Consider the following 26951-nt stretch of genomic DNA (forward strand, 5'->3'; position numbering starts at 1 on the left):
AGGGTCAGCATCTGAGGGGGTGAGTAGTAAGTGGGAAGTAGTGAGTAGTAAGTTTTACTCCCTATTTCCTACTCCCTATTCCCTACTTCCTCATCCTGTGGTGGTTTTCGGCACATAACACCAACTAATAATCCCTAAATTCAACAGCAACGGTTTATTTATGCGTTGGGGAAGAGACGGGCAATTTCTGATTCATCAAAAACGCCAGCAGGTAATTCTTCCCCCATCAAATCATTATTTTCTTCACCCTGTTCTAAGGATGTTGCATCACTCCAAACATCAGATAACACTTCACTAAAAGCATTTTCATCTGGTGTTTCCAGTTCATCGAGAATTTGTTCTTCCAGCTTTTCTACAGTTCCACCAGCGACATCAAAGGAAATATCACCAAAATCATCTTCTTCTGAGTTAGTGACTGCAAGGGACTCATCTGTGAGTCCGTTGAAGGTATTGTCCATGTCGCCGACTATCAGCGTTTGAGAATCAACATCTCCACCAAAACCATTGGTGTCAGAAATTGTGAAAGCTTCAACTTCCGTGTTTTCCTCGACTTGCGCCGGTGACTCCTCTGCTTCAAATTCTGGTTCTGCTGCTGGAATGACACTGTTACCGAGAGCAATGTCTGGATCAAAATTTAATTCCAGTACCTCAACTAAAGTATCCGCATCAGGATTTAACTTGGAAAAGGGAAACATTAACTGCGCTAACTTTGGTTCTAGCGCATTCACCACACCTAGGATGAGGTGCGAAGGTGGACGCTTCCCACCATCAGGTGTATACACTGATTCCACTTGCATCTGGAGTTTAATCCAATCACGATTAGCTTGGAAGAATTGCAACCACTTCTGTCTAATCGACGATGTAAAGCTATCAAAGAAAGCCATATTGACCCTCATCCTCAAAACTAGATGATTTATACAATCATCAAGTCTAATTCTTCTTCAGGAATAGGAACCTGTGGTTTATGCGGATTTAAATAAAAATCTGACAATAAAGTAAATAATTCTCGATCTGGAGCATCGTTTGGAACTACTCCTTCAGGTCGTGCGAGAATTTGGTCAGCAATGTTCAGGTAGTAGTCGCAAACGTAGTTTAACGTCGGATCAGACTCTGCCATTTCAAACAAAGTTTTCCCTTTGACGCGAGATACACGGATATCTTCTATTAATGGCAAGACTTCTAATATCGGCATTGGCACAGCTTCCACATACTTTTCAATCAAGTCGCGTTTGGAGGTGCGGTTGCCGATTAACCCCGCTAGACGCAGTGGATGAGTTCGTGCTTTCTCTCGCACTGAAGCCGCTATCCGATTGGCAGCAAACAAGGCATCAAAGCCGTTATCAGTGACAATCATACAGTAATCTGCATAATTGAGTGGTGCTGCAAAACCACCACAAACAACGTCACCCAAGACATCAAACAAGATTACATCATACTCATCAAAAGCGTTGAGTTCCTTCAGTAATTTTACGGTTTCGCCCACAACGTAACCACCACAGCCAGCACCCGCAGGTGGGCCGCCAGCCTCAACACAATCCACTCCACCATAGCCTTTGTAAATTACGTCTTCCGGCCAGACATCTTCATAGTGATAGTCCTTTTCTTGCAAGGTATCAATAATGGTGGGGATTAAAAATCCAGTCAGGGTAAAGGTGCTGTCATGTTTGGGATCGCACCCAATTTGCAGCACTTTCTTGCCGCGTTTGGCTAGGGCGACAGATATATTACAGCTAGTTGTGGATTTGCCTATCCCACCTTTTCCGTAAACTGCTAGTTTCACTGTTGTTTGCCTCTTATCGTTTTTTTATCAAACTCTTGGGTAAAACCTTCGCCTTCACCTAAACGCAGACGGTGATGTGTGAGGTATGTGAGTGTGATTATTGACGAAATTCCACGGGAAATAAAGGGGGGTTAAATCTAAAAAATGGCGATAAATAGCTTCTGATTGAGACTATAAGAAAATTTCTTTTATATTTTCTCAAAATCATTTTAAATAATTGAATAAGCTTTTTTGCTTTTATTTATAATTTTAATTTTATAAAATTAGTTACAATAAACAAATTATCAAAATAACGTATTATCAATATTTTGAAGACATTTATATGACTCTAATGTTGTGCGTGTAGAGTCTGTCAGCGAGGACTAAAGTCCTTACTACAAACTAATTTGTGACAGTTGGGTAATTTATACGAGAGAAATAAGGTAAAAGTTGGGGGATCAGACTCCGTTTACCTGTACCTCAAATTCGCCTATTCAGAAAAGATTAGCTGAATAGAACTTTTTTGTAAAAAAATATTAATTTTTTAAATCTATCTAGGCTTGACTAACTGCCTGATTCGGTTTCAATTGCCTCAATTTCTTTCAGGGATTGCCATCCGGGTTGCCACTGCGAATTATCTTGTAATAATTTAGCGTTCATCCAAAACCGGACGTTAGGATCACAAGCTGCAACCATTTCCGCATAAACCCATTTACCCTGATTTTTGCGGTTAGCAACTTGGAAGTGTCTCCAGCCATCTACTTTTTTTGTGGCTGTCCACTTAGAACCGAGTAAGAAAGGAAATTTTTGTTTTTTGGTCATTGGTCATTGGTCATTAGTCATCAGTCATTAGTTATTCTCGCCTATACCCTTATCCATACTCCCTACTTCTAGATATTGAGAATACTACTTGATGAAGACGTGAAGACCGATCCAGCAATTTGTGCCATTGTTCTTAAAATGGCGATATAAGAACAATTTGTTCTATCTGCACTTTTGCGTCTAGAGTGGTAGCCTAAATTAGCCTATGCAACCAACTAATCCGAACCAATTTACAGAAAAAGCCTGGGAAGCGATCGCCCATACACCTGAGATTGCTAAACAGCATCAACAACAGCAGATAGAAAGCGAACACCTGATGAAAGCCCTGCTGGAACAAGACGGTTTAGCCAGTGGAATTTTAACTAAAGCAGGTGTGAACTTACAAAAAATTAATGACCGTACTGAACAATTTATCCAACGTCAACCAAAAGTCTCAGGTAGTAGTACATCTGTATACTTGGGACGGAGCTTAGATACACTCTTAGACCGGGCTGAAGGACATCGTAAAGATTTTAAAGACGAATATATTTCTATTGAACATTTATTCTTGGCTTACGCTAAAGACGATCGCTTCGGCAAAGGTTTATTTCAAGAATTCGGTTTAGACGAAAACAAACTCAAAAATATTATTAAACAAGTTCGTGGGAGCCAGAAAGTGACCGACCAAAATCCAGAAGGAAAATACCAATCACTGGAAAAATACGGGCGTGATCTCACGGAAGCAGCCCGCAAAGGTCAACTTGATCCAGTAATTGGGCGGGATGACGAAATTCGTCGTACTATCCAGATTCTATCTCGTCGTACCAAAAATAACCCGGTGTTGATTGGTGAACCGGGCGTAGGTAAAACGGCGATCGCCGAAGGATTGGCGCAGCGTATTGTCGCGGGTGATGTTCCCCAATCGCTGAAAGACCGCAAACTCATAGCTTTAGATATGGGTGCTTTAATTGCGGGGGCAAAATTCCGGGGTGAATTTGAGGAACGCCTAAAAGCTGTATTAAAGGAAGTCACCGAATCTGGCGGTAATATAGTTTTATTCATCGATGAAATTCATACTGTTGTCGGCGCAGGTGCGACTCAAGGCGCGATGGATGCGGGTAACTTGTTAAAACCGATGTTGGCGCGGGGTGAGTTACGTTGTATCGGGGCGACAACTTTAGATGAATATCGTAAATATATAGAGAAAGATGCCGCTTTAGAAAGACGTTTCCAGCAAGTTTATGTAGATCAACCCAGCGTTGCGGATACAATTTCGATTTTGCGGGGGTTGAAGGAACGGTATGAAGTTCACCACGGGGTGAAAATTTCTGATAGTTCTTTAGTGGCTGCTGCGACATTATCTAGTCGATATATTAGCGATCGCTTTTTACCAGATAAAGCCATTGACTTGGTAGACGAAGCCGCAGCTAGGCTGAAAATGGAAATTACATCTAAGCCAGAAGAACTCGACGAAATCGACCGCAAGATTTTGCAGTTGGAAATGGAGAAGCTATCTTTACAAAAAGAAAGTGATGCAGCTTCCCGCGAACGTTTAGAAAGGCTGGAAAAAGAACTGGCTGATCTTAAAGAAGAACAGAGAACCCTGAATGCTCAATGGCAGTCTGAGAAGGATATTATTACAAAACTTCAGTCTGTCAAGGAAGAAATTGACAAAGTTAACTTAGAAATTCAGCAAGCAGAGAGAAACTACGACCTCAACCGGGCGGCGGAGTTGAAATATGGTAAGTTAACCGACTTGCACCGTCGCTTAGAAGCGACAGAAAGGGAATTATCCCAAGCCCAAGGTACTGGTAAATCTCTGTTACGGGAGGAAGTCACCGAAGCTGATATTGCGGAAATTATTTCTAAGTGGACGGGAATACCAATCAGCAAGTTAGTGGAATCGGAGAAAGAGAAACTACTGCACTTAGAAGAAGAATTACATCATCGTGTGATTGGACAAGATGAAGCGGTGACAGCTGTTGCTGATGCAATTCAGCGATCGCGTGCTGGGTTGGCTGATCCTAATCGTCCCATTGCTAGCTTTATTTTCCTTGGCCCCACTGGTGTAGGTAAAACCGAACTAGCGAAGGCGTTAGCGTCGTATATGTTCGACACGGAAGAAGCACTGGTACGGATTGATATGTCGGAATACATGGAGAAACACGCAGTTTCGCGGTTAATCGGTGCGCCTCCTGGTTATGTAGGTTACGAAGAAGGCGGACAACTCACCGAGTCAATTCGTCGCCGTCCTTACGCTGTCATTCTGTTCGACGAAATCGAGAAAGCACACCCAGATGTGTTTAATATTTTCCTACAAATCCTTGATGATGGTCGTGTAACTGATGCCCAAGGTCATACTGTGGACTTTAAGAACACGATTATTATTATGACTAGCAACATCGGTTCACAGTATATTCTGGATGTGGCTGGGGATGATACAAGGTACGATGAAATGCGTCATCGGGTGATGGAGACGATGAGAAATAGTTTCCGGCCTGAGTTTCTTAACCGGATTGATGAGATTATTATCTTCCACGGTTTGGATAAGAAAGAATTGCGGCAAATTGTACAGTTGCAAGTGGAGAGATTAAGGGATAGGTTAGGCGATCGTAAGATGTCTCTGAGACTTTCGGAAGCTGCACTTGACTTTTTAGCCGAAGTAGGGTATGACCCAGTATTTGGGGCGCGTCCACTGAAGCGGGCGATTCAGCGCGAGTTAGAAACGCAAATTGCTAAGGCGATTTTGCGTGGTGAGTTTAATGACGGGGATACAATTTTTGTCGATGTGCAGAATGAAAGGTTGTCTTTTAGTCGTTTACCTGTTGAGGTGTTTAGTAGTTAGTTGAAGATTGGTTCGCGCATACGCCGTTAGGCGTTCCCGCAGGGTAGGCGCAAAGACGCAAAGGGGTAAAACTGCCTCTTTGCATTTTTTTGACTAATTTTAATGTATAGTGCCAATGATACCAACAAACTAGCTAGTTAAACCGTTACTACTGGTTACAACTTGTGTTTTTAGGAAATACACCAAATCAGCAGCCTCGATTATTTGGTTTAAGACACTCAAACCGAGATTTTACTCAAAAAGAAGCTTGGGGTAAAAACTGTTTTAATTCTTCATTTCCGGCTGCTCTTTGCTCATATTTATACAGTTTAAATCTTGATAATGTATACATTAGACTGAACTCAAATCTTCAAGTTGAGCATTCAAGTATTAGTACAGCTAGCTTGTACGGAATCAACCCAAACTCTGAGAACCTTTTCTATGCTTTTGAAACACAGTTTACACCATATCAACAATATTTAATTGGCAACCTTCCAGGCGTTGATTTGGTTACTCAAGCTAGAGATTTAGGTTCTTGCTTACAGGCAATTGAGATTAAATTGACGGCTTTACCAGATAATACGACCTGTGAGTTAGCAGAAGATTATTATGGTTGTGAAATTGTAGTAAGACCAGATACTATAGTTTATTTAGCTTGCAGTATTGTAGAAAGTTTTAGATTTAATCCGTCTCTTATTGAAAGTGTTATTACTGGAAATCTGGCAAATATTAGGGATTGGAATGAAGGGATTTATGTAATACCTTATATTCTAGATATGATTGATTGTATAGATGCGATCGCACTATCAATATTAAATGAACAAAAACCTTTTTTACTACAGCCTGTTTGGAAAACAGAAGGTAAATCACCAAGGCTATCAGATAATTGCTTAGATGTATTTGTTTGGAGTAATCTTGCTTTTACTAGATTATTTATAGATTTAGCAAAAATAGAGATTAGTACATACGGAAGAATCAAAAATATTTCTAGGCATACTCGCACAATTATTTGGCTATTTAAAATGCTGTTTGAATTTGGTATTAATGGTTCTTTTAATCATCGAAGAATTATAGATAGTCTTTCTTATAATACCAAAAATGATAAAGCATTTGCTGTAAGCGGTAGAGTCACCCATGCTTATATGCAATCGGAATCATTAAAACAGCCAAGAATTAAAAAACAAGAAATCAAAAACATTATTTTAGGTGGTGGTCAAAACTTGTTGAGTCCCGAAAGAAGATTTGATGCTATAATATTCAACTCACTAGAGATATTTGATTAGTAAATTACCAACTCTCAACTAGCGACTCAAACATGAAAACAGTAGATTTATTTGCAGGTTGTGGAGGTTTATCACTAGGATTTCAAAATGCTGGCTTCGATGTGGTAGCAGCTTTCGATTATTGGCTACCAGCAATTGAAGTTTATAGAAACAACTTCCAACATCCTATTTTTCAGAAAGACCTTTTAACAGAAGATGTCTGTGAATTAATTTCTAGTTTTAGCCCAGAAATCATTATTGGTGGCCCTCCATGCCAAGATTTTTCAAGCGCAGGGAAACGAGATGAAAATCTTGGTAGGGCGGACTTAACTTTGGTTTTTGCAAACATTGTTGCTCAAGTAAAACCTAATTGGTTTGTAATGGAGAATGTTGAAAGAATTTCTAAAAGTCAAGTTTTAAAAATAGCCTTAGAAATATTCAAGAAAAGTGGATATAGTTTAACAGCTTCAATTCTAAATGCTAGCTACTGTGGAGTTCCACAAGCTAGAAAAAGATATTTTTTAATTGGTCAGCTTCACGGAGAAGATGATGCTTTGAGTCATTATCTTAAAAAAAATCAATCTGAGAAGCCGATGACTGTTTTTGACTATCTAGGTAATCAGTTAGGAATCGAATATTTTTATCGTCACCCTAGAAGTTATAAAAGAAGGGCAATTTTCAGCATATATGAACCTAGCCCAACAGTGCGGGGAGTAAATCGTCCTATTCCCAAAACATATCAAAAACATGAAGGAGATGCTTGTGATATTAATGAAAACCTGCGACCTTTGTCTACAATTGAACGCAGTTACATTCAAACATTTCCAAAAACCTTTAAGTTTCAGGGTAATAAATCAGATTTAGAACAGATGATTGGTAATGCTGTTCCTGTGAATCTGGCTGAATATGTTGCTCGTTGTATACTTGAATATATTGAAGATTATCCTCAGAGTATTTTATATCAGTTACCACACATTCAGTTAAAGTTATTTGAGAGTGTATAAGTAAAGCATTAATATGATTATTTTCGTTTTAAACATAGAGATTAAGTAACAATTTCTGTAAATCATCATTTTCAGATGATGTTAATTGAGTTTCACTCGCGGGTTAACTTGTTGAAGGTGGAATTTTCAGGACAGAAATCAGGCGTAAACTTGCTTTGAGTTAAGATATTATCCTCTAGAGGCGATCGCTCTTCATACTCGTGATTACTCTCACCAATACTGTTAGTAGCTTGATTCTCAAAATTGGTAATCAGCAAAAGTTTTATGTAATTAAATATACTCGTAGCTCATCAAAATTCTACCAAAAGTCAGATAAATTTTTATCCATTTAATTTTACTTTCTTTAACGAGAGTCTTTTTCTGGCTGGATTATACAATCCGGAACACTTTGGTAATTGAATGTATGTATTATTGAATACAAAATTAGACTTTTAGAGGATAAATTTCTATGTCTCTAGAACAGGTTAATGCTTTTTATGAAGTTTTGATATCGGAACCCACTATTTATGAAGAATACTTTAATAAGTGCTGTAGTAGAGGTTTATTAAATAGTTGCCATTGGGACAAAACTAAAATAGTTAAGTTTGCAGCTAGTCTTGGGTATCATTTCAATGAAGATGAACTAGCTAATGTATGGTTTGAAAGTGAGCCTAGTTATGCTCAAAATTCCTTAAGTTTATCAACACAAAACCAATTGCTGGGATTTACTCAAGCATAATTGTTTGGACGCTTTCTCCTATGAAGGAAAAAGCGTCTTGAAAGTTTATGATTAAAAATTTGAGCCTGGCTGTTTAAACAATTCTGCTTCTGGAGTAAAAACACACTCTAAAATGCTATTGTGATCAGGAAAGCGACTAAAACGCTTATTGACTGTGCCTGTGACATTATGCTGATCTATTTTGACAAATAACTTGCCGCATTTTACGCATATTCGCGGGCAACTCAAAATTCATGGCTTGTTGAACAAAAATGCTAGGTACGGGAATATTTGGGGTAGCTTGGACGCTATAAAGGAGTAAAGTCCCATTGCCACAGTCTTTTAACTCAATATTGGCTTCAAAGTCAAGAAAAGTTCCTTTTTCCATACGGAATTGTACTTGTTGACCGATGACTTCGACAACGTTGAGGTAAATTTCAACTTGAGCCGTTAAAAATAGAAAAGCTTTTTGTGCTGCTTGATATAGACGCTTGACTTCGCCACGTTGCAACACCTCACTTTTAGTGATGTCGGGAAAGTATTGTACCCAACGGGGGTAATCGGTGATTTGCTGCCATACATGCGATCGCACTATTGGCAAGTACATACAAGCACTGACTGCACCACCACAAGCAGTATGCGATCGCGTCTTGACTAAAATTTCGCCCTGCATCAGCAAGTTTTGCTGTTCTTTACTCCATGTCATATCTGAACCTGTAAACGCTGGGTTTGAGATATGGTATGCCAACATAAATTTTTGTCCGTTACTCCTCAACTTCACCATCTGCTGAGGTTGCAACTATCAACCATCTGTGATTCATGAATTACAACCTCAATCAATATTAGTTCCACTTCAGTACACCAGATTTCCGGAACCAATCACATTCCCAAAATATCTGAAAATTTACGGAAAAATCCGTGGTTTAAACTACAAATACTGTTTTGTATTTCCGTAGCAGAAATAATCGCACTACTTCCCTAGGGAAAATTTTATTTAAACAAGCTAAAATACCACAAATATAATCTATAGAATATTTTATGCAATTGATAAAAATCAAATTTTAGTAAAAATTCTGTAAATTTATGCTTACCTTGTGAATATACAACCAATTGGGAATTAAGAGGACAAAATAGTGAGTCAATCTTCGTTAAACCGCAGGTTAACACAGGCTTTTGGTGTACTTCTCGGTATGGGTATAGCTGTTTGGCTACTTAGAGGCTTTGGACTACTGTCATTTATTCCAGGTGGCGTGATTTGGCTATTGTTGTTTGGGGCGATCGCTCTAGGTGTGATTGCTTATGCTCAAAAAACTTGGTGGCGTTTTTGATTTTCTGGAGATTTTCCACAGGATTTCACAACAATATACCAGAAATACCACAATTATTCACAAAAATAATCTCTCTCAAGTCTTATTGAGCAAAGACATCACAAACGTCTGTTTTATGCAATCAGCAAGGTGTGTTGCTCCGGGATTTTCGTTAACAATATAGGCAAGATCAACTATGAAGCAGGTGACACTATGCAAATTTACATCTGTAGTGCTTGCGGCTACGAGTATGACCCAGAAGTAGGCGATCCCGATAGCGGTATACTTCCAGGTACACCTTTTGACGCTATACCAGAAGATTGGGTGTGTCCGGTTTGTGGTGCTACCAAAGATTTATTTGAACCAGCCGAAGGTTAAATAAATTTAACAATCATCTCACTACTGTGACCTAACTGTACTAGCCTAGAAAGTAGGTGCTGTAGAAGAGATATTTTGTAAATTGCTACCTTTAAAGATTGTAGTTATTGGCGGTGGAGCCGCAGGATTTTTCGGGGCGATCGCCTGCGCTCAAGTCAATCCAGAAGCTCAAATCATCTTACTCGAAGCTAGTCGTCACCCATTAGCTAAAGTCCGCATTTCCGGCGGAGGACGCTGCAACGTAACTCATGCTTGCTTTGAACCACAGGCGTTAACCCAAAATTATCCTAGAGGTGGTAAAGCTTTACGTGGTGCTTTTACTCGGTTTCAACCTCAAGATACAGTAGCTTGGTTTACTCACCACGGCGTAAAACTCAAAACTGAAGCCGATGGTAGGATGTTTCCGATCACAGATAGTTCAGAAACAATTGTCAACTGTCTGATGAATACCGCCACAGCCGAGGGCGTAGAGATTTGGACTGGCACCCCTGTGGTTGGTGTCAGCCGTATTAATGCTGGATTTGAGCTACTTTTAAAATCTGGTGAGATAATTAGATGCGATCGCCTGCTCCTAGCTACAGGAAGCAGTCTCATAGGTTACAAAATTGCCCAAGCATTGGGACATCACATCGAAGCACCAGTACCATCCTTATTTACATTCAATATTCCAGAAGACAAGCTGAGGGCATTAGCTGGTATTAGTGTTAATCCTGTAGGCTTAAAATTATTTGTAGGTGAGAAGTCACAATTAGAACAAACTGGGCCATTACTGATCACCCACTGGGGTTTAAGTGGCCCAGCCGTGCTGAAGCTATCAGCTTGGGGTGCGAGAGTTTTGCATGAACACAACTATCAAGCGACTTTATTGGTGAATTGGTTGCCTGAACTCACCCAAGAACAAGTACGTGCCAAAATTTTAGCAATTAAGAATGAATGGGGAAAAAAAGCGATCGCCTTGCATCGGGGCGTTGATTTACCCCACCGTCTCTGGCAATACATGATTGCCCGTGTAGGTATTACCAAAGATGACAGATGGGCAGGACTCTCCAACAAAACCTTAAATCTCTTAGTCCAAGAAATTACCCAGAGTAAATACCTAGTCAATGGTAAGGGAGTCTTTAAAGAAGAATTCGTCACCTGTGGTGGTGTCAACCTCCAGGAAATTAACTTCAAGACAATGGAAAGTAAGCTAGTTCCTGGACTTTACTTTGCTGGTGAAATTCTAGATATCGACGGCGTGACTGGTGGATTTAACTTCCAGAGTGCTTGGACAACCGCCTATTTAGCAGGTAACGCTATGGGAATCGGTAACTCGGAAAAAGTACGATGATCAGGATAAAATTCAGTCATCAAATTGCATAAACTTCTTAATCAGCTTTGATAAGTCAAATGAGTATCTCAGCAAATTTAAGGATGTTTATTAATTCTATGTACCATATTGCACCAAGTTATCACTCCATGATTTTGTGTATTTGTAAAGATAAGATAAAGCTAGTTGCATACCCTGTTACAAACATACAAACATCTTCATAAACTTAATCAGTCAAGAGTCTGTAGGTAGAAATTATAAAGTTTTGAAGTTCTAGGTAACAAAATTTTTCCGACAATATAAAACTTTAGTGAAGAGTTTCGTGATTCAGTGACTTTTGAACATAGAAATACTACTATATTGCTGTGTGTGATTCAGTATTCTTGTTTAAGAAAATACCAAAATTTGTCCGTAGTTTCTTTGGTTGATCAAATTTGAGATTGTATAAAGCAAGGATAATCTAGAGTATCAGTAATGCGTAAACCAGTTCTCACAATCTTTTACCAATTTAATCCCTGGCACGCTTCTATAGGAGGAATTCAAACACTCATCAATACGTTTATCAAATATGCTCCTGATGAGTTTGAAGTCAAGCTAGTAGGAACAGCCAGTGATGCCAGTCAGCCCATAGGTAAATGGCAACAAGCGGAATTTGCCGGCAGAGAAATCAGTTTCTTTCCCTTATTTTTGGTAGAGGATGACAATAAAAGAAGCCTCATCCCCACAACACTGAAATATACAGCAGCCTTGCTAGGTCGTTCTTTTTCTTCCGATTTTATGCACTTTCATAGACTAGAGCCAAGTTTGGCAGCTATGAATTGGCAAGGCGAAAAAATTCTATTTATTCATAATGATATTCGCACACAGATGAAAACTGTGAGTGACCAGAAGGCTATCCTCTGGAGAAAATTTCCTGGTGTTTATTTTGCTTTAGAACGATTATTAATAGGTCAATTTAATCAAATTCTTTCATGCAACACTGATGCAGCCGAATTCTATCGGCAAAATTATGCCCACTTACAAGATTGTATTCAGTATGTCAAAAATTCCTTTGATAATGAAGTTTTTTACCCCTGGAATTGGCAAGAAAAGCAAGCTCATCGGCGCGAAATAGCAACACAGATGGGTCTGGATGAAGAAACACGTTTTATTCTATTTGCTGGTAGGCTGCATCCACAGAAGGATCCCATATTATTAGTACGTGCTATTGCTAAGTTAAAAGAAAGTAATGCTCATTTATTGATAGCCGGTGATGGAGAATTAGCACCATCAGTACGTCAGGAAATTGAGCAACTAGGCTTGTCTAATAAAGTAACGATGCTAGGTGCCTTGAAGCAACCGGAACTAGCTAAATTACATAGGTTGAGTAGCGTCTTTGTTTTAAGTAGTGCTTACGAAGGCTTACCGTTAGTAGTCCTAGAAGCACTTGGTAGTGGCACCCCAATCGTTACCACCAGATGCGGTGAAACGCCAAAATTACTACATCTTGACAGTGGAGTAATTTGTGAACAACGTACACCCGAATGTTTAGCAGATGCTTTAGATAAGGTACTGTCACATCCAGATGATTATCCCATTGAGGCTTGTGTCAGAACTGCACAACCTTATGCCGCCCGCACCGTAATTAGAGATATTTACGGTGAAATGTTCAACCGTTGGGAGATAGGAAAACTATCTTTAGTGAGCTAATCACAGGAAAATGTCAGCAAAATCAATACATAAGTCCAATTTTTAGCTAAACGAAACCCAGTCCAAATTTTACTGAATGTATTTCATTGTCCACAAGTAAAAAATAATTAATTCTTATGAAAATAGCAGTAATTGGTGCAAAAGGCATACCTCCAAAACAAGGTGGAATTGAACATTATTGTGCAGAAATTTATCCTCGCATGGTGTCACAGGGACACAGTGTAGATTTATTTGCTCGCTCATCTTACACAGATATTGCTGGGTGGGACACCTATGATTATGAAGGTGTGCAAGTTATTTCTTTACCAGGGTTAAATTATGCTGGTATGGATGCTTTGGTGACATCAGCGATGGGAGCGATCGCATCTACTGGCAAAAAATACGATATCATTCACTTCCATGCCCTTGGCCCATCTTTGTTTACCTGTATACCCAGAATCGCTGACTCTGCAAAAATTGTAGTTACTTGTCACGGGTTAGATTGGCAACGTGCAAAGTGGGGAAGTTTATCAACAAAAATGATCCAACTCGGAGAAAAAGCAGGAGTACGCTTTTCTCACGGCATGGTTGTGGTATCGCAAGCACTGCAAGCATACTTTGCCCAAACTTATGGCAAAGAAACAGTTTATATTCCCACAGCTCCTGCTAACTACGGTCAGTCAGATCCGAATTTTACCTATGGTACTAACTTAGGTCTAGAAAAAGGACGTTATATTCTGTTTTTAGGCAGACTGGTACCAGAAAAACGCCCAGATTTACTAATTGATGCTTTTTCCGCCCTGAAGCCAAAAGGATGGAAGCTGGTACTAGCTGGAGGAGTCAGTGATACTAAAACCTTTACTGCTGAACTGCTCAAGAAAGTAGCCAATCAAGAAAATATATTATTGGCAGGGGAACTCAGAGGCTCTCGTCTGTGGGAAATTGTTCGCGGGGCTGGTTTGTTTGTTCTGCCTTCTGATTTAGAAGGATTACCTTTGTCCATGCTAGAAGCAATGAAAGAAGGTATACCAGTTTTAGGTAGCGACATTCCCCCACATCAACAACTGCTGGGTGATAACCGAGGTATGTTATTTGAAGCCGGCAATCTCAACTCTTGTGTTTCTGCATTAGATCAGGCATTAAGCAATCCGCAAAAACTAGCCTTAATGGCTCATAATGCAGAAAAACACGTAAGTTCTAATTTTAGCTGGGATTCGATCACTGCTGAAAATTTGAAACTTTATGCCAAAGTTTTAAACACTTCTCAAAGTTTAGGCAAATTGCAAAGCGAAACCCAAGATAGGGATTTTGCGAATGTTAGATAAAACGAATTGAAGAAAGGAGTAATGCTGGAGGAAGAAGGCAGAAGGTCATTAGATATAGTCTGAACTACTTCTAAATTAAAGACCACTGAATTAAACAATTATTAGCGGTCTTAAACAGAATTGGTAGCGACTCTTAGGTAAACCTAAAGCTTTTTTCTTCCCTTCTGTCCTCTGCTGTCACCGGTCGAACCGCCGATAAATAGGATTGAACACTTGGAAAAAAGTAAAACTTGATCATTTTTATGTCAATATTGTTGCATTGATCAGGTATGATACCGAGTAGTTAATATGCTGTAGTCTATTGTCCAAGCTTTACTGTCCTACTTGCAGTCACTAAGGTATATGTAATGGGAAAAGGCGTTTCAACCTTACTAGCAGTCTTGCGGCGGAGAAGCTTGCCTGCTATTACGACTTTTGCGGCGGTAATTGGGGCATCAATTGCCTATCTTAATGTTACGCCACGGTTGTATGAAACCTCAGCGCGATTGATGGTAAACAACAATCGGGTAAGTGTTTCAGAATTGGGTCGTGATCTCACAGAATTGCGTTCAACGGGTGGTATAAGTAGCAGTCCACTGGCAGATCAGGCTGAGTTAGTTAATTCACAAGCTGTTTTAGAAAGGGCGATTGCCAAAGTTTTTCCCGAATCAGAGAATAATTCTGCTCAAAATACACTCACATTGGCGAGTATCAGTCCTTTAGTGAGAGTAAAAATTGTTCCAGCTACCAATATTCTGGAACTAAGTTATCAACACCCAGATCCAAATTTCGCTGCCAAAATTCTCAATGCTGTTGCCCAAGCAATGGTAGAGGAAAATATACAGACCATCCGTTCCGAAGCCACAAAGGTGCGAGAATTTTTGGAAAAAGAAGTACCATTGGCTCGCCAGAGGTTGCAACAAGCAGAAGTTGCAGAAAATAAATACAGACAACAAAGCGGGGTAGTTGAGGGTGATAGCCAGACTAGGAGTTTGGTTGAAAGTTTAGCCAACATAGAAAATCAGGAACGCCTATTGCTGGCTCAACTTCAAGAAGCGCGATCGCGTGATGCCTCCCTCAGACAAATTACTGACACCCAAACCCTGGATAATGCTTACTCATCAGTGCGTAGTGGTCAAGATGAGCAATTAAGAGTGCTACGAGGCAAGTTGACAGACTTAGAAACTCAATTGATTGAGGCTCGGTTGCAGTTTACAGATAGTCATCCAAAAGTTATATCCTTGCTTGGCCAACGAGATTCCATGCGAGCATTGTACACACAAGAACTGGCTCGTGTATCTTCTAATGGGCAGAACATTTCTTCAGCAGACATTGCCACCGATCAGATCAGTCAAAATCTCACCTCACAGCTAATCAATAATGAAATTGAGCGGTTAGCAATCGAAAATAAATTCAGAGCTGTCCAGGCAATGAAAGCTAATCTGCAATCGCGTCTAGCACTATTGCCAATTAGACAACAACCACTTACCATGCTCACCCGCCAACGGGCAGAAGCAGAAGCATCCTTACAATTATTACAAAATAAACTAGAAGAAGCACGTATTGCCGAAGCTCAAAAAGTTAGTAATATTCGCATTATAGAAACAGCCCAACTACCAATTGCACCTGCATCTCCCAGACCTCTAGTAGTGATAGTAATAGCTACTTTCTTTGGCACTATCTTAGCCACTGGTATAGTGCTGTTATTAGAAACAATGGATAACAGACTCTATGATGTTGCCGACGCAGAGGAATTATTGAAATTACCATTATTGGGAGTCTTACCAAGTCTTCCTGCTACTCGGCTAAGTCTTGAGCCAGCCGAAAAATTCTTAGATGATGTGGGACTGGTTGAACCTTACCGGATGCTGCTGAAAAACCTAGAGTTTCGCAGTACAGACAAGTTGCAGATTGTCATTGTTAGTAGTAGCATCTCTGGAGAAGGTAAATCAGTTGTAGTAGCGCATTTAGCGGCTGTTGCAGCTATGTTATCTCGGAAAACACTAATTATTGATGCAGATTTACGTCGTCCCTCCCAGCACACATTATTTAATCTGGCACCCAAACCAGGCATTACCGATGTCATCGACGGAAATAAATCACTGTTAAGTGCCGCGCAGACAACGGATATTGAAAACTTATTTGTATTGACTTGTGGCGAACTACGCGGCAGACCTTCGCAAATTTTAGAGTCAGATGCCATGAAGTCCTTGGTTTCTGAAGCTGCATTACACTATGATTTAGTAATTATAGACACACCACCATTAAGTGCTTGTGCTGATGCTGCTACTTTAAGTCAGTACAGTGATGGAGTGATATTGACAACACGACCTGGTTTCACGCTCAAGGAAGTTCTGCAAAGAGCCGTATCAGAACTCAATCAAAATCGCATACCGATTTTAGGAGTAGTAGTCAATGGTATGACCAAAGAGACTGAAACCTATTATCGCTATGCAATGGAAAGTAATCAATCCTTATTATCCAGACCTTTTAAACGCCTAGCTACTTTAGGTAGTGGGGAAAAAGATTCTGATAACGATTTGAGGTTGAAATAACAATGTTGACCAATAAAAGCTCAAGTCGTTCTTCCTGGATAGGAATTTTGATTGGGTTAGCAGGCATTGGCATCGGTCTAATTGCAGGTTTCCTGGCTGGTGCCAGTCCCATATTGCTAGGTTTACCTATATTTGCAGTATTAGTTGTTGTCTGGTTCTTTGGTAAATTTGAGCAAGCAGTCATCGGTTTATTAGTCCTGCGTAGCTCATTGGATATCTTCGCAGCACAGCAACTACCCGCCGCATTTGCTATTGGTTTAAATATCTTGACCCTGCTATATGTAACCGTTTCTTTATTAACAGGTCAAAGGGTTAAAGTTGATCAATTCTGGTGGTTCTTTGCTGGCTGGTTAGCACTACAGGCACTTTGGGTAGTGCTATTACCCCTAGGAGGTTTAGGACTAGATGGAACACATTTACAAACTGCTGTGCGCGAATGGCTGCGTCTATTTTCGTGGTCGATGGTTTATTTGCTAGTAATGCAACTAAAAGACCGAATTCATCCTCAAAAAATGATATCTGCGCTATTCCTCAGTCTTGTACTACCCCTGACAGCAGCTTTGCTGCAAACAATCCTACCACCTTCATTACTCCCTGCTTTCCTGACCAAAGCAGACCCAAGTGCTCTGCAAAATCTGGAAACCCTTTCTCGGATAAATGGCACTCTTGGCCATCCCAACACTTTCTCTACTTTCTTATTATTTTTTATTGGACTCACCTGTTGGCAATTGCAACAATCTCGGCGACGCTCATTTTGGCTATTGTTATTAGGTATTCTTGTATTTTTTCTAGTGAGTACCAAAACTCTCATTGCTTTAGTAATGACATTTATCCTGATATTTGTTTTAATTAGTCCTAAATTAACGCCTTTAAACTTCATAGGTGGTTTATTGTTTTTTGCCGTGGTTATTGGCCTTTATGCTAGTACAGAGTTTGGCAGAGAAAGACTTGCATCTATCGCTAATACACCACTGCTGAATCCCGACATTGACATTTCACGTTCAATTTTACTGTCAGCATCAGATGGTAACAGTTTTAATTGGCGGATTACTCAGTGGACTTCTTTATTGAAAGCTTGGCAATATTCGCCAATGCTTGGTTATGGGCTAGGAACATCCTCTGCCGTTGGTTATTTCCCGAATTACGCTCACAATGATTATATAAGAGCCTTAGTTGAAGGTGGGATTGTCGGACTGATGGCTTTTATAACTTTTCTGATAGCTAATATTTTAAGATTAACTCAAGTGTTGCGCTCTTCAGCTAAAAATATTTCGCAGAAAAATCTTTCTTTAGTTCTAATCGCTATTTTGATAGCATTAATAGTAGGCATGATCACCGAAAATATTTGGAGTCATACAACTCTTTTCTTTTATTGGTTAACAACATCAGCTATTGTTAATTGGGATTGGCAAGAAAACCAGTCAAATTATTATTAAATAAAATGGGAATTTGCCCTGAGCATAGATACCAATCAATTTAAATATAAATTAGCAAAAATAATCATAAAAACATTGCTCAAATATTGAATTACCAAACTAAATTAATCATGTCTATGATACCAAAAGTTTCTGTTGTTATTCCAGCATTCAATGCCTTGAAATATCTTCCTGAAACCTTGAAGTGCCTGTTCAACCAAACTTTTAAGGATTTTGAAGTAATCATTGTTGATGACGGTAGCTCAGATGGAACTGCTGAATGGGCATCTCAAATCAAAGAACCTAACGTTAAATTCATTACTCAAGCAAATCAAGGTTCATCAGGAGCAAGAAACACAGGCATCAAACATTCCCAAGGCGAGTTTATAGCTTTTATGGATGCTGATGATTCTTGGCAATCCACTAAGTTAGAAAAGCAAGTGCAGGTTTTAGAGGAAAATCCAGAAGTTGGTTTAGTCTACACATGGGTAGATTATATAAATGAAAAAGGCGAACCAACAGGTAGAATTGTCAAACCTGAAGCACAAGGCTACATCTGGGATAAATTTACAGAGCGTAATCTGATTGAGTGTGGTAGCGTGCCGATGATTCGTCGTCGTTGCTTTGATGATTTAGGTGTATTTGACACAAGTATTGATGCTGCACCTGATTGGGATATGTGGCTCCGTATTGCTGCTGTTTATCCTTTTGCAGTCATCAAAGAACCATTAGTTAGTTATCGCCAGCACGCCAATAATAAATCTAAGAATTATCCTAAACTCCTCCATGACTTTCGCACGATTATAGAAAAAGCTTTTCAATCTGCCCCATTTGAACTTTTACACCTGAGAAATCGTAGCTATGGCAATCTCAATTTATTAATAGCCTGGAAATGCTTGCAAAGTAGGGATAAGGACTATAAACAAGCAAATATATTTCGTCGGCAGGCTCTTAAGCATGATTATAAGTTACTTTTTTCTAAAGAATACATTCGTTTAAGTGTAGCGATCGCCGTTATGCAATGCTTTGGTGCTGATGGATATAACAAATTTATCCAGCTATTTTATGCTCTCCGTCGGCGCATTCCATCTGTTACCCAATCGACAAGTCAATCCTCAATTGCAAAATAAAACTCCAACCAAATAGGTTATTGCAATTATAGTCTCAAACGTTAGTTTCCAAATTTATAGGGTAGTCAACCTGAAGTCAAAAATTGATGCAAAACAAAAACATCAAAAATAAAGTTATCCAAGGTAGTATTTACTTAACTATCCGGCAAATATTAGCATCAGCTTGTTCTCTGGTAAGTGCCTTACTAATTGCCAGAATACTAGGGCCAAAGAATTATGGAATTGTCACAACAGCATTAGGAATTTTTTACTTTTGGAAGTGGTCGGGAAGGTTTGGTGTCAATACATACTTAGTTCGCAAACCTAATCTATCAGAAAATGAAGCTCAACAAGTTTTATGCTTTTATATCGTTGCAGGTATTGCCTTCTGTTCGCTTTGTTGGTTAGCTGCTCCTCTATTTGGTTGGTGGACTGGAGAAGTTGAAGTTGGTCAACTATTACAGTGGCTTGCCCCAGCAGTCTGGTTAGACATGATTGGTAGTGTACCTGCTAGTATGCAAGAGCGTGAACTACGTTTTAAGCAGGTTGGTCTGATAGATGCCATAGCACAGATTGCCAACTATTTACTCTCTATTGCAGTTGTATTGATTTATCAAAATTATTGGGGAGTGGTTGCAGGCACTATCCTACAGTTTATCATCTTTGCCAGCTTATCATTTTGGTTTTATCCCATGTCTTGGCGTTGGCAGTGGGATTGGCAGAATTTAAAACCCGCCATACAGTACGGTTCAACCTACTATGTGGCTATCTTGCTCACTAGCATGAAGTATCTGACTATACCTTTATTTGTCAGTCGTTTAGCTGGTATTGAAGCGGCTGGAATTGCCAATATGGCTACTAGAATCATTCAGCAACTTTCATTACTGCGAGCAGTTGTCAAGCGTATGTCCTTGAGTGTAATTGCCAAGCTTGTGGATGATCCAAATGCTACAAGAAATGCAATTAGTAGAGGTATGACTTATCAAGCTCTGCTCATGGGAACAATATCTGTAACTTTCGCCTGTTGTGCTTCTTGGCTCATACCCACAGTTTTTGGTGAAAAATGGATATTGAGTGCAGAGATTTTTCCCCTGTTGGGATTAGCAGCAGTAGTCGAGTCTATTTTTGATTTGCATAGTTCTGCACTTTATGCAGCAGGTTTTAACCAAGCAGTTGCAATGTTCAATCTTGGTTATTTAGTAGTTCTGTGGCTAGGTTGCATTGTACTAATACCTAACTTTGGACTTTGGGGTTATGTATCAGCAGAACTCCTAGCATTACCTCGTTATTATTGGCTAGATAAATTGCTCAATAAATTGTGTAATTCCCCTAACTACTGGAATGTTTTATGGATAGTAATTGCATCCATACCACCTCTTGTAGCTGGAATATTTTTACCACCTTTAATCAATTTTGCAATTCTAACTGTTAGTTATGGATTACTATTTGGATTGAATGGAAATATGAGAAAAATTATCGTAGAATTATGGTCTGTTTTCCGGTCAAAGGAAAAAAAGATTGTTTAGAAATTCATAAATCAAGTAAAGCCATAATTTAGAAGAAACAACTGAATTATTCACTGAAAAATCACATCCAGGAGAAAAACTCATGAAGAAAATCGGAATAATCACCTACCATCATGCGATTAATTATGGTGCCAATCTGCAAGCTTATGCTTTGTGGAAAACCCTAAAAAATCAAAATCATGATGTAGAAATAATCGACTATAGACCATTCAAAGCAATCAAACAATACTTCTTTGGCAGTAGTTTTATCAGTCACCTTATTAAAGCTCCAAAAGTAGAAAAGTTTTTAAATACTCAAATAAAATTGGGTAAACCTACAACTTATTCCAGGACTAATCTTCCAAAGCAATGTCAAGATTATGATGTCTTAATTACCGGTAGCGACGAAGTTTGGAATATTAATTCATTTAGAGGCTTTGATCCTTCTTACTTTTTGGATTTTTCTTCTCAAGAAGGCATCAAAAAAATTAGTTATGCCGCCAGCTTTGGTAGCACAACAACACTAGGTATACATCAAGAAGAAATCAGTAAACTCCTAGGTCAGTTTTCTGCCATTTCTGTGCGAGACTTAAATAGTTTGAAACTGGTTACTGAAGAAGGCAAATGTCAAGCTCAACAAGTTTTAGATCCGACATTTATCCTTGGTGATTACAGCGAGATTATGTCTGATATTAAATATGATAAAAAATATTTGTTAATATATGGAAATGTTTTAAATCCTCAAGAAGCGGATTTAATTAAAGCTTTAGCAAAGCGCAATGGTTTAGAGATACTTTCTGTAGGATGTAATAACAAAATCGCTGATAAAAATCTAGTAACTGTTAGCGTATCAGATTGGCTTGGGTATTATAATAGAGCTTCTTATGTTGTAACCAGTTTCTATCATGGAACTATATTCGCAATACTTTTTGGCAAACCATTTACTTTTTTAAGTAGAGCTAATAAGTCAATAAAAGTTAATGACTTACTTAAATCTATAGGTTTGGAAAATCGCATTTTTGCACCATCTGTTGATCTAAATAAATTTGTTGAGGAAAATCTAGAGATAGACTATACGCCTACAGTTGGCACACTATCAGCAAGTATATCTTCATCCAGAAAATTTTTGTTCGACGCAATTCATGATGGTTAATATCAAATCAATAACATCTTTTTACTAGGCGTAATGATTTGATTATTAATCAATACAAAACTTTAAGTCTTTCTATGTCCGCAGTAACATAGGAGTGATATTCTTGCCTTTGTAAAGAACACTTCTAAATGCGGAAATATGAAATTCAGTGAAATCGTAAACCTATTCGGTGACATTGCCACTGATAATAGCCTGACGATTAGCCAAAACCAAGACCCAGAAATTACAGGCATAGCAGCGATTGATGAAGCTACTAGCGGGAATATCAGTTATGTAGAAGGTGCCAAATTTGCATCTTTTATAGCTAAGACAAATGCTAGTGCTTTAATTTTGCCACCAGACAAAACATTACAAGCACAAGCACAAGAACGGGGTATTGCTTGGATTGCTACAAGCGAACCCCGACTGTTATTTGCAAAAGCGATCGCTCTATTTTACCAACCATACCACCCCACACCAGAAATTCACCCCACCGCCGTTATTCACCCCACAGCAAAAATTGGCAAGAATGTTTACATCGGCCCCCATGCTGTAATTCAACAAGGGGTAGAAATTGCTAACGATGCCGTTATTCATCCCAATGTGGTAATTTACCCAGATGTGAAAATCGGCGATCGCACTACCTTACACGCTAACTGTACCATCCACGAACGCAGCCAAATCGGCGCAGATTGCGTGATTCACAGTGGTGCGGTCATCGGTGCAGAAGGTTTTGGGTTTGTCCCTACCCGTACTGGTTGGTACAAAATGCAACAATCAGGCTACACCGTGTTAGAAGATGGTGTAGAAATCGGTTGCAATACAGCAGTTGACCGTCCAGCAGTGGGAGAAACCAGAATCGGGCGAGATACCAAAATTGATAACCTAGTGCAGATCGGACATGGCTGTACAATTGGTGCTGGTTGTGCGATCGCAGGTCAAGCTGGGATGGCTGGTGGCGTAAAATTAGGCAACCGTGTTATTTTAGCTGGACAAACTGGAGTCGCCAATCAAGCGAAAATTGGAGATGGTGCGATCGCATCGGCTCAGACTGGAATTCATAACGATGTCGCCCCAGGAGAAATTGTTTCAGGTTCTCCAGCTATTCCTCACAAACTATATCTCAAAATTTATGCTATTTATAGCCGCTTACCAGAAATGTATCAAACATTTAGACAACTGCAACGCCAGTCAAAGGGAGTAGGCAATAAGGAATAGGAGAGTGGAGGGGGACAAATCAATTCAAAATACCCTACGGGAAGCAAGCTACAAAATTCAAAATTCAAAATTCAAAATTCAAAATTAAATAATTTTTCCCTAGAATTCTTCACTACGTGACGCTGGCGCGAAGACTTTTGACTTGTTTATACCCAGTCCCCATTCCCCAGTCCCCAGTCCCCAGTCCCCAATCCCCTTTAAAATCCTAATTTTTCCAATACGGGTTTTGTAGAAACGATATGCTTTTCTAAACCTAATTCTTTGGGATTAATTCCTAATGCCAAAGCAATCAACTGAGGTAAATGTAACACTGGCAAACCTAACTTTTGACCGATGACTTTTTCTACCTCTGGTTGACGAGAATCTAAATTGAGATGACACAGAGGACAAGGCGTAACTAAACAATCTGCACCATTTGCTAAAGCGTCTTGAATGTGCATCCCCGCCATTTGGAAAGATTGAGTAGTAGCATAGCTAGACAAAGGCCAGCCACAACACTGTGTCCTACCGCGATAATATATTGGTGTTGCACCCACCGCCCGAAAAACATTTTCCATCGCTACTGGATTGTATGGATCATCATAAGGCATCAACTTTTGGGCGCGGAGCAAATAACAGCCATAAAAAGCAGCGCACTTTAAACCAGATAACTTACGGGTGACACGGTTGCTAATTTCCTCCAAACCATAATCTGTCACCAAAGCGTATAGAAGATGCTTAACTTCCGTGCTACCCTGATAAGGTGAACAGCCTTCTTTGTGTAACAAATTATTAACTTGCTCAACATAAGCTGGGTTATTGTGCTGACAGTCTTGCAAACGTTCGTTAACATGACCAATTACACCCTGACAGGTACTGCAATGAGTCAGTAGTGGCAAATTTAATTCTTCTGCTAAGGCAATGTTTCTAGCATTAACTGTATCTTCTAACAGTTGAGAATCTTCTTTAAAAGTACCGGAACCGCAACAAGCAGCTTTTTTTAATTCAATCAGTTCAATACCTAAAGCTTGGGTGAGGGCGTGAGTGGACTGATACAGTTCCCGACAAGCTCCTTGAGCCACACAACCAGGGAAGTAAGCGTATTTTAATCTTTGAGATAGCATAAAACTAGGTTGATATTTCAGGCAACTGCCCCGATGATAACTGTTTTATCAAGAATCCCCGAAACAGAATTTCGGGGATTGTCAAAAAATGTATGTCAACACCTGCGGTGGGGCATAACCCAACGCACAATATAATTTTGTTACCCTGATTGCTTGGGTTTGGGGTTGGTATTTATTTCAAGAATTACACAACAAAATTTCGCTTGGGTATGGTGTTTAAATAGTGATAGGTACTGGCATGACCAATCATGTTTGTACAAGAATGGTGAGTCTGGATACTGACTCAGCACTCATGACTCAACACTAACTTCATCTATCCGTTTTTAGGACAGGGACGTATACGGAAGATCGCGCTTTCCGATAAGATGTATATGCTCAAAACCATGTCTCCCATAAAGAGCAGACAATAGTAATTTGGTTAAGGACTGTTATTTATGAGCCAAACAGAAACTTTTGAAAAAGTCAAGAAAATCATCATCGAACAACTTAGTGTTGATGATGAGGCAAAAGTCACACCACAGGCAAGCTTTGCCAATGATTTAGGTGCTGATTCTCTAGATACCGTTGAATTAGTCATGGCTTTGGAAGAAGAATTTGATATTGAAATTCCCGATGAAGCCGCCGAAAAAATTACAACCGTTCAAGAAGCAGTGGATTACATCAACAGCAAAGTTGCCACATCCGCTTAAACAGCGATTGGGGATGGAACACTGGGGATTGGAAGGGATTGGAAGGGATTAGAGATGAGTAATGATCTACTTTCTCTGCCCGTTTGGTTCTTCCTAGTGCCTAGCCCCCAGTCCCTAGTCCCTAGTCCCTAATTTTTGCAGCTTTCTCGCCATCTTTTACTGAGTCATGACAGATTATAATCGTAAGCGCGTTGTTGTAACTGGTGTTGGCGCGATTACACCAATTGGTAACACACCAGATGAATATTGGGAAGGATTGTTAAGCGGACGCAATGGCATTGACTATATCACCGCATTTGATGCGTCTAGTCATGATTGCCGCATTGCTGGTGAGGTAAAAAACTTCGATCCACATAAGTATATGGATCGGAAAGAAGCCAAGCGCATGGATCGGTTTTCCCAATTTGGAGTCGCAGCAGCCAAACAAGCCCTCGCAGATGCCAGCTTAGTTATTAATGAACTGAACGCTGAACAAGTGGGAGTTATTATTGGTTCTGGGGTAGGTGGTATTAAGGTCATGGAAGACCAGCAAACCATCTATCTGAATCGCGGCCCTGATCGCTGTAGTCCATTTATGATTCCGATGATGATCGCCAACATGGCGGCGGGACTCACAGCAATTCATACGGGAGCAAAAGGGCCAAATAACTGTACTGTGACTGCTTGCGCGGCTGGTTCTAACGCGATTGGGGACGCATTCCGCATGATTCAAGGCGGTTATGCCCAAGCGATGATTTGCGGAGGGTGTGAAGCCGCAATTACACCCCTATCTGTAGCTGGATTTGCGGCTGCACGCGCGCTTTCCACTCGCAATGATGACCCCGCTCATGCTTGCCGTCCCTTCGACCGCGATCGCGATGGATTTGTCATGGGTGAAGGTGCGGGAATTCTGATTCTGGAAGAGCTAGAACACGCCCTGAGTCGTAAGGCGCGCATTTACGCCGAAATCGTCGGTTATGCCATGACCTGTGACGCTTACCATATCACTTCCCCAGTTCCCGGTGGTGCAGGAGCAGCTAGAGCCATCCAACTCGCGCTCAAAGACGCAGGACTCACACCAGAGCAAGTCAGCTACATCAATGCTCACGGTACTAGCACCCCTGCTAATGATTCCACTGAAACCGCCGCGATTAAAACAGCTTTGGGTGATCATGCCTATAAAATCGCTGTCAGTTCCACCAAATCCATGACAGGACACCTGTTAGGCGGTTCTGGCGGTATTGAAGCTGTAGCCACGGTGCTAGCGATCGCTAACGATCAAATTCCACCGACAATCAATATTGAAAACCTTGATCCAGACTGTGATTTAGATTACGTACCCAACTCTAGCCGCGCTCAAAAAGTTGAGGTAGCTTTATCCAATTCTTTTGGCTTTGGTGGTCATAACGTCACCTTAGCCTTTAGAAAGTACATTTAAAGTCGGGAGAATTCAGAATTCAGAATTCAGGGGACAGAATAGTTCCAAAATCAGGAGATAATTTGAGTAATCAACTTGCTCATAATTTCCAACCTTGAGCAATAATTGAGAATTTCAAATTTTGCCATTCTGCATCCTGATTCCTGAGTTCTGAATTCTTCGCTTTGACTTCCCAGTTTTGCATTCTGTGATCAAGGCAGAAAAAGTATCATCAATCTCATTCCCTAATCAGCCAAGAGTTCAACATAATCTGATTCTTGGCGTGATAAATTACCACAAACACAAGAGATCCCGCTTGTCCATACACAATTGGGAATGGGATGATGAGAATACCGCAGGGGAACCTCAAGCAGTAGTTCAGTTATCAGTAATCAGTGATTCAGCTCATAGTCAGGGATTTGAACCCTAACGCATAAAACTAATCAGCTTTCACTGTTAACCTGTTAACTGTTAACTGTGAAAAACAACCCCAGAAACAGTAGCTCGAAGAGTGCT

General features: G+C 40.0%; 23 protein-coding genes. 17 read left to right on the forward strand and 6 right to left on the reverse strand.

Features of this window, described 5'->3' with window-relative positions:
- Positions 1 to 158 precede the first annotated feature (158 nt).
- The 3 genes from AACS98_RS03675 to AACS98_RS03685 form a co-directional block, all read right to left on the reverse strand.
- The gene (locus AACS98_RS03675) at positions 159 to 884 is read right to left on the reverse strand and encodes a DUF5331 domain-containing protein (protein WP_066376483.1); all 726 of its coding nucleotides are present in this window, start codon (positions 882 to 884) and stop codon (positions 159 to 161) included.
- A 29-nt stretch (positions 885 to 913) separates the two neighbouring features.
- The gene (gene bchL / locus AACS98_RS03680) at positions 914 to 1780 is read right to left on the reverse strand and encodes a ferredoxin:protochlorophyllide reductase (ATP-dependent) iron-sulfur ATP-binding protein (protein ID WP_066376485.1); all 867 of its coding nucleotides are present in this window, start codon (positions 1778 to 1780) and stop codon (positions 914 to 916) included.
- 543 nt (positions 1781 to 2323) lie between these two features.
- Positions 2324 to 2581 carry a TIGR02450 family Trp-rich protein gene (locus AACS98_RS03685; protein WP_066376487.1) on the reverse strand — a complete coding sequence of 86 codons (258 nt, stop codon included), beginning with the start codon at positions 2579 to 2581 and terminating at the stop codon, positions 2324 to 2326.
- Between the two features lie 205 nt (positions 2582 to 2786).
- On the opposite strand from AACS98_RS03685, the gene clpB reads away from it, so the two are divergent.
- The 3 genes from clpB (at position 2787) to AACS98_RS03700 (ending at position 7650) form a co-directional block, all read left to right on the forward strand.
- Positions 2787 to 5405, forward strand: a complete 2619-nt coding sequence (gene clpB / locus AACS98_RS03690; protein ID WP_066376489.1) for an ATP-dependent chaperone ClpB — start codon at positions 2787 to 2789, stop codon at positions 5403 to 5405.
- Positions 5406 to 5569: 164 nt separating this feature from the next.
- Positions 5570 to 6667 (forward strand): HindVP family restriction endonuclease, encoded by a 1098-nt coding sequence (locus AACS98_RS03695; protein ID WP_066376491.1) that lies wholly within the window; start codon positions 5570 to 5572, stop codon positions 6665 to 6667.
- Positions 6668 to 6699: 32 nt separating this feature from the next.
- Complete coding sequence (locus AACS98_RS03700) at positions 6700 to 7650, forward strand: DNA cytosine methyltransferase (protein WP_066376493.1); 951 nt, start codon at positions 6700 to 6702, stop codon at positions 7648 to 7650.
- A gap of 92 nt (positions 7651 to 7742) precedes the next feature.
- Here the strand turns inward: AACS98_RS03700 and AACS98_RS03705 are convergent, their stop codons facing one another.
- Positions 7743 to 7907: a hypothetical protein gene (locus AACS98_RS03705; RefSeq protein WP_156481572.1), complete on the reverse strand. Its 165-nt coding sequence runs from the start codon at positions 7905 to 7907 to the stop codon at positions 7743 to 7745.
- A gap of 191 nt (positions 7908 to 8098) precedes the next feature.
- On the opposite strand from AACS98_RS03705, the gene AACS98_RS03710 reads away from it, so the two are divergent.
- A complete protein-coding gene (locus tag AACS98_RS03710; RefSeq protein WP_066376499.1) occupies positions 8099 to 8368 on the forward strand; it encodes a Nif11-like leader peptide family natural product precursor in 270 nt (89 codons plus the stop codon).
- A gap of 166 nt (positions 8369 to 8534) precedes the next feature.
- On the opposite strand, the gene AACS98_RS03715 is transcribed toward AACS98_RS03710, so the two are convergent.
- The gene (locus AACS98_RS03715) at positions 8535 to 9098 is read right to left on the reverse strand and encodes an SRPBCC family protein (RefSeq protein WP_066376501.1); all 564 of its coding nucleotides are present in this window, start codon (positions 9096 to 9098) and stop codon (positions 8535 to 8537) included.
- A gap of 382 nt (positions 9099 to 9480) precedes the next feature.
- On the opposite strand from AACS98_RS03715, the gene AACS98_RS03720 reads away from it, so the two are divergent.
- From AACS98_RS03720 to lpxD, 11 genes are all read left to right on the forward strand, one after another.
- Complete coding sequence (locus AACS98_RS03720; RefSeq protein ID WP_066376504.1) at positions 9481 to 9675, forward strand: hypothetical protein; 195 nt, start codon at positions 9481 to 9483, stop codon at positions 9673 to 9675.
- 192 nt (positions 9676 to 9867) lie between these two features.
- On the forward strand, positions 9868 to 10032 hold the full coding sequence (rd, locus tag AACS98_RS03725; RefSeq protein ID WP_066376506.1) for a rubredoxin: 165 nt from the start codon (positions 9868 to 9870) through the stop codon (positions 10030 to 10032).
- Between the two features lie 82 nt (positions 10033 to 10114).
- Positions 10115 to 11362, forward strand: a complete 1248-nt coding sequence (locus tag AACS98_RS03730) for an NAD(P)/FAD-dependent oxidoreductase (RefSeq protein WP_066376508.1) — start codon at positions 10115 to 10117, stop codon at positions 11360 to 11362.
- Between the two features lie 453 nt (positions 11363 to 11815).
- Entirely contained in the window at positions 11816 to 13030 is a 1215-nt protein-coding gene (locus AACS98_RS03735; protein WP_066376510.1) for a glycosyltransferase, read from the forward strand.
- A gap of 116 nt (positions 13031 to 13146) precedes the next feature.
- Positions 13147 to 14334 carry a glycosyltransferase family 4 protein gene (locus AACS98_RS03740; RefSeq protein WP_066376515.1) on the forward strand — a complete coding sequence of 396 codons (1188 nt, stop codon included), beginning with the start codon at positions 13147 to 13149 and terminating at the stop codon, positions 14332 to 14334.
- 347 nt (positions 14335 to 14681) lie between these two features.
- Positions 14682 to 16868: a GumC family protein gene (locus AACS98_RS03745; protein WP_066376518.1), complete on the forward strand. Its 2187-nt coding sequence runs from the start codon at positions 14682 to 14684 to the stop codon at positions 16866 to 16868.
- Between the two features lie 2 nt (positions 16869 to 16870).
- Positions 16871 to 18304, forward strand: a complete 1434-nt coding sequence (locus AACS98_RS03750; protein ID WP_066376522.1) for an O-antigen ligase family protein — start codon at positions 16871 to 16873, stop codon at positions 18302 to 18304.
- A 119-nt stretch (positions 18305 to 18423) separates the two neighbouring features.
- Positions 18424 to 19413 (forward strand): glycosyltransferase family 2 protein, encoded by a 990-nt coding sequence (locus AACS98_RS03755; RefSeq protein WP_066376700.1) that lies wholly within the window; start codon positions 18424 to 18426, stop codon positions 19411 to 19413.
- A gap of 86 nt (positions 19414 to 19499) precedes the next feature.
- A complete protein-coding gene (locus AACS98_RS03760) occupies positions 19500 to 20918 on the forward strand; it encodes an oligosaccharide flippase family protein (protein WP_066376532.1) in 1419 nt (472 codons plus the stop codon).
- Between the two features lie 82 nt (positions 20919 to 21000).
- Entirely contained in the window at positions 21001 to 22050 is a 1050-nt protein-coding gene (locus AACS98_RS03765; protein WP_066376535.1) for a polysaccharide pyruvyl transferase family protein, read from the forward strand.
- 138 nt (positions 22051 to 22188) lie between these two features.
- Positions 22189 to 23247 (forward strand): UDP-3-O-(3-hydroxymyristoyl)glucosamine N-acyltransferase, encoded by a 1059-nt coding sequence (gene lpxD / locus AACS98_RS03770; protein ID WP_066376538.1) that lies wholly within the window; start codon positions 22189 to 22191, stop codon positions 23245 to 23247.
- A gap of 197 nt (positions 23248 to 23444) precedes the next feature.
- Here lpxD and AACS98_RS03775 read toward each other — a convergent pair whose 3' ends face one another.
- Positions 23445 to 24350 (reverse strand): CoB--CoM heterodisulfide reductase iron-sulfur subunit B family protein, encoded by a 906-nt coding sequence (locus AACS98_RS03775; RefSeq protein ID WP_066376540.1) that lies wholly within the window; start codon positions 24348 to 24350, stop codon positions 23445 to 23447.
- A gap of 434 nt (positions 24351 to 24784) precedes the next feature.
- Here AACS98_RS03775 and acpP point away from each other — a divergent pair, with 434 nt between their 5' ends.
- Positions 24785 to 25039, forward strand: a complete 255-nt coding sequence (gene acpP / locus AACS98_RS03780) for an acyl carrier protein (protein ID WP_066376542.1) — start codon at positions 24785 to 24787, stop codon at positions 25037 to 25039.
- A 166-nt stretch (positions 25040 to 25205) separates the two neighbouring features.
- On the forward strand, positions 25206 to 26456 hold the full coding sequence (fabF, locus tag AACS98_RS03785) for a beta-ketoacyl-ACP synthase II (protein ID WP_066376544.1): 1251 nt from the start codon (positions 25206 to 25208) through the stop codon (positions 26454 to 26456).
- Positions 26457 to 26951 lie beyond the last annotated feature (495 nt).

This window comes from Anabaena sp. CA = ATCC 33047 (genome assembly GCF_963870205.1).
Lineage (GTDB): Bacteria > Cyanobacteriota > Cyanobacteriia > Cyanobacteriales > Nostocaceae > Trichormus.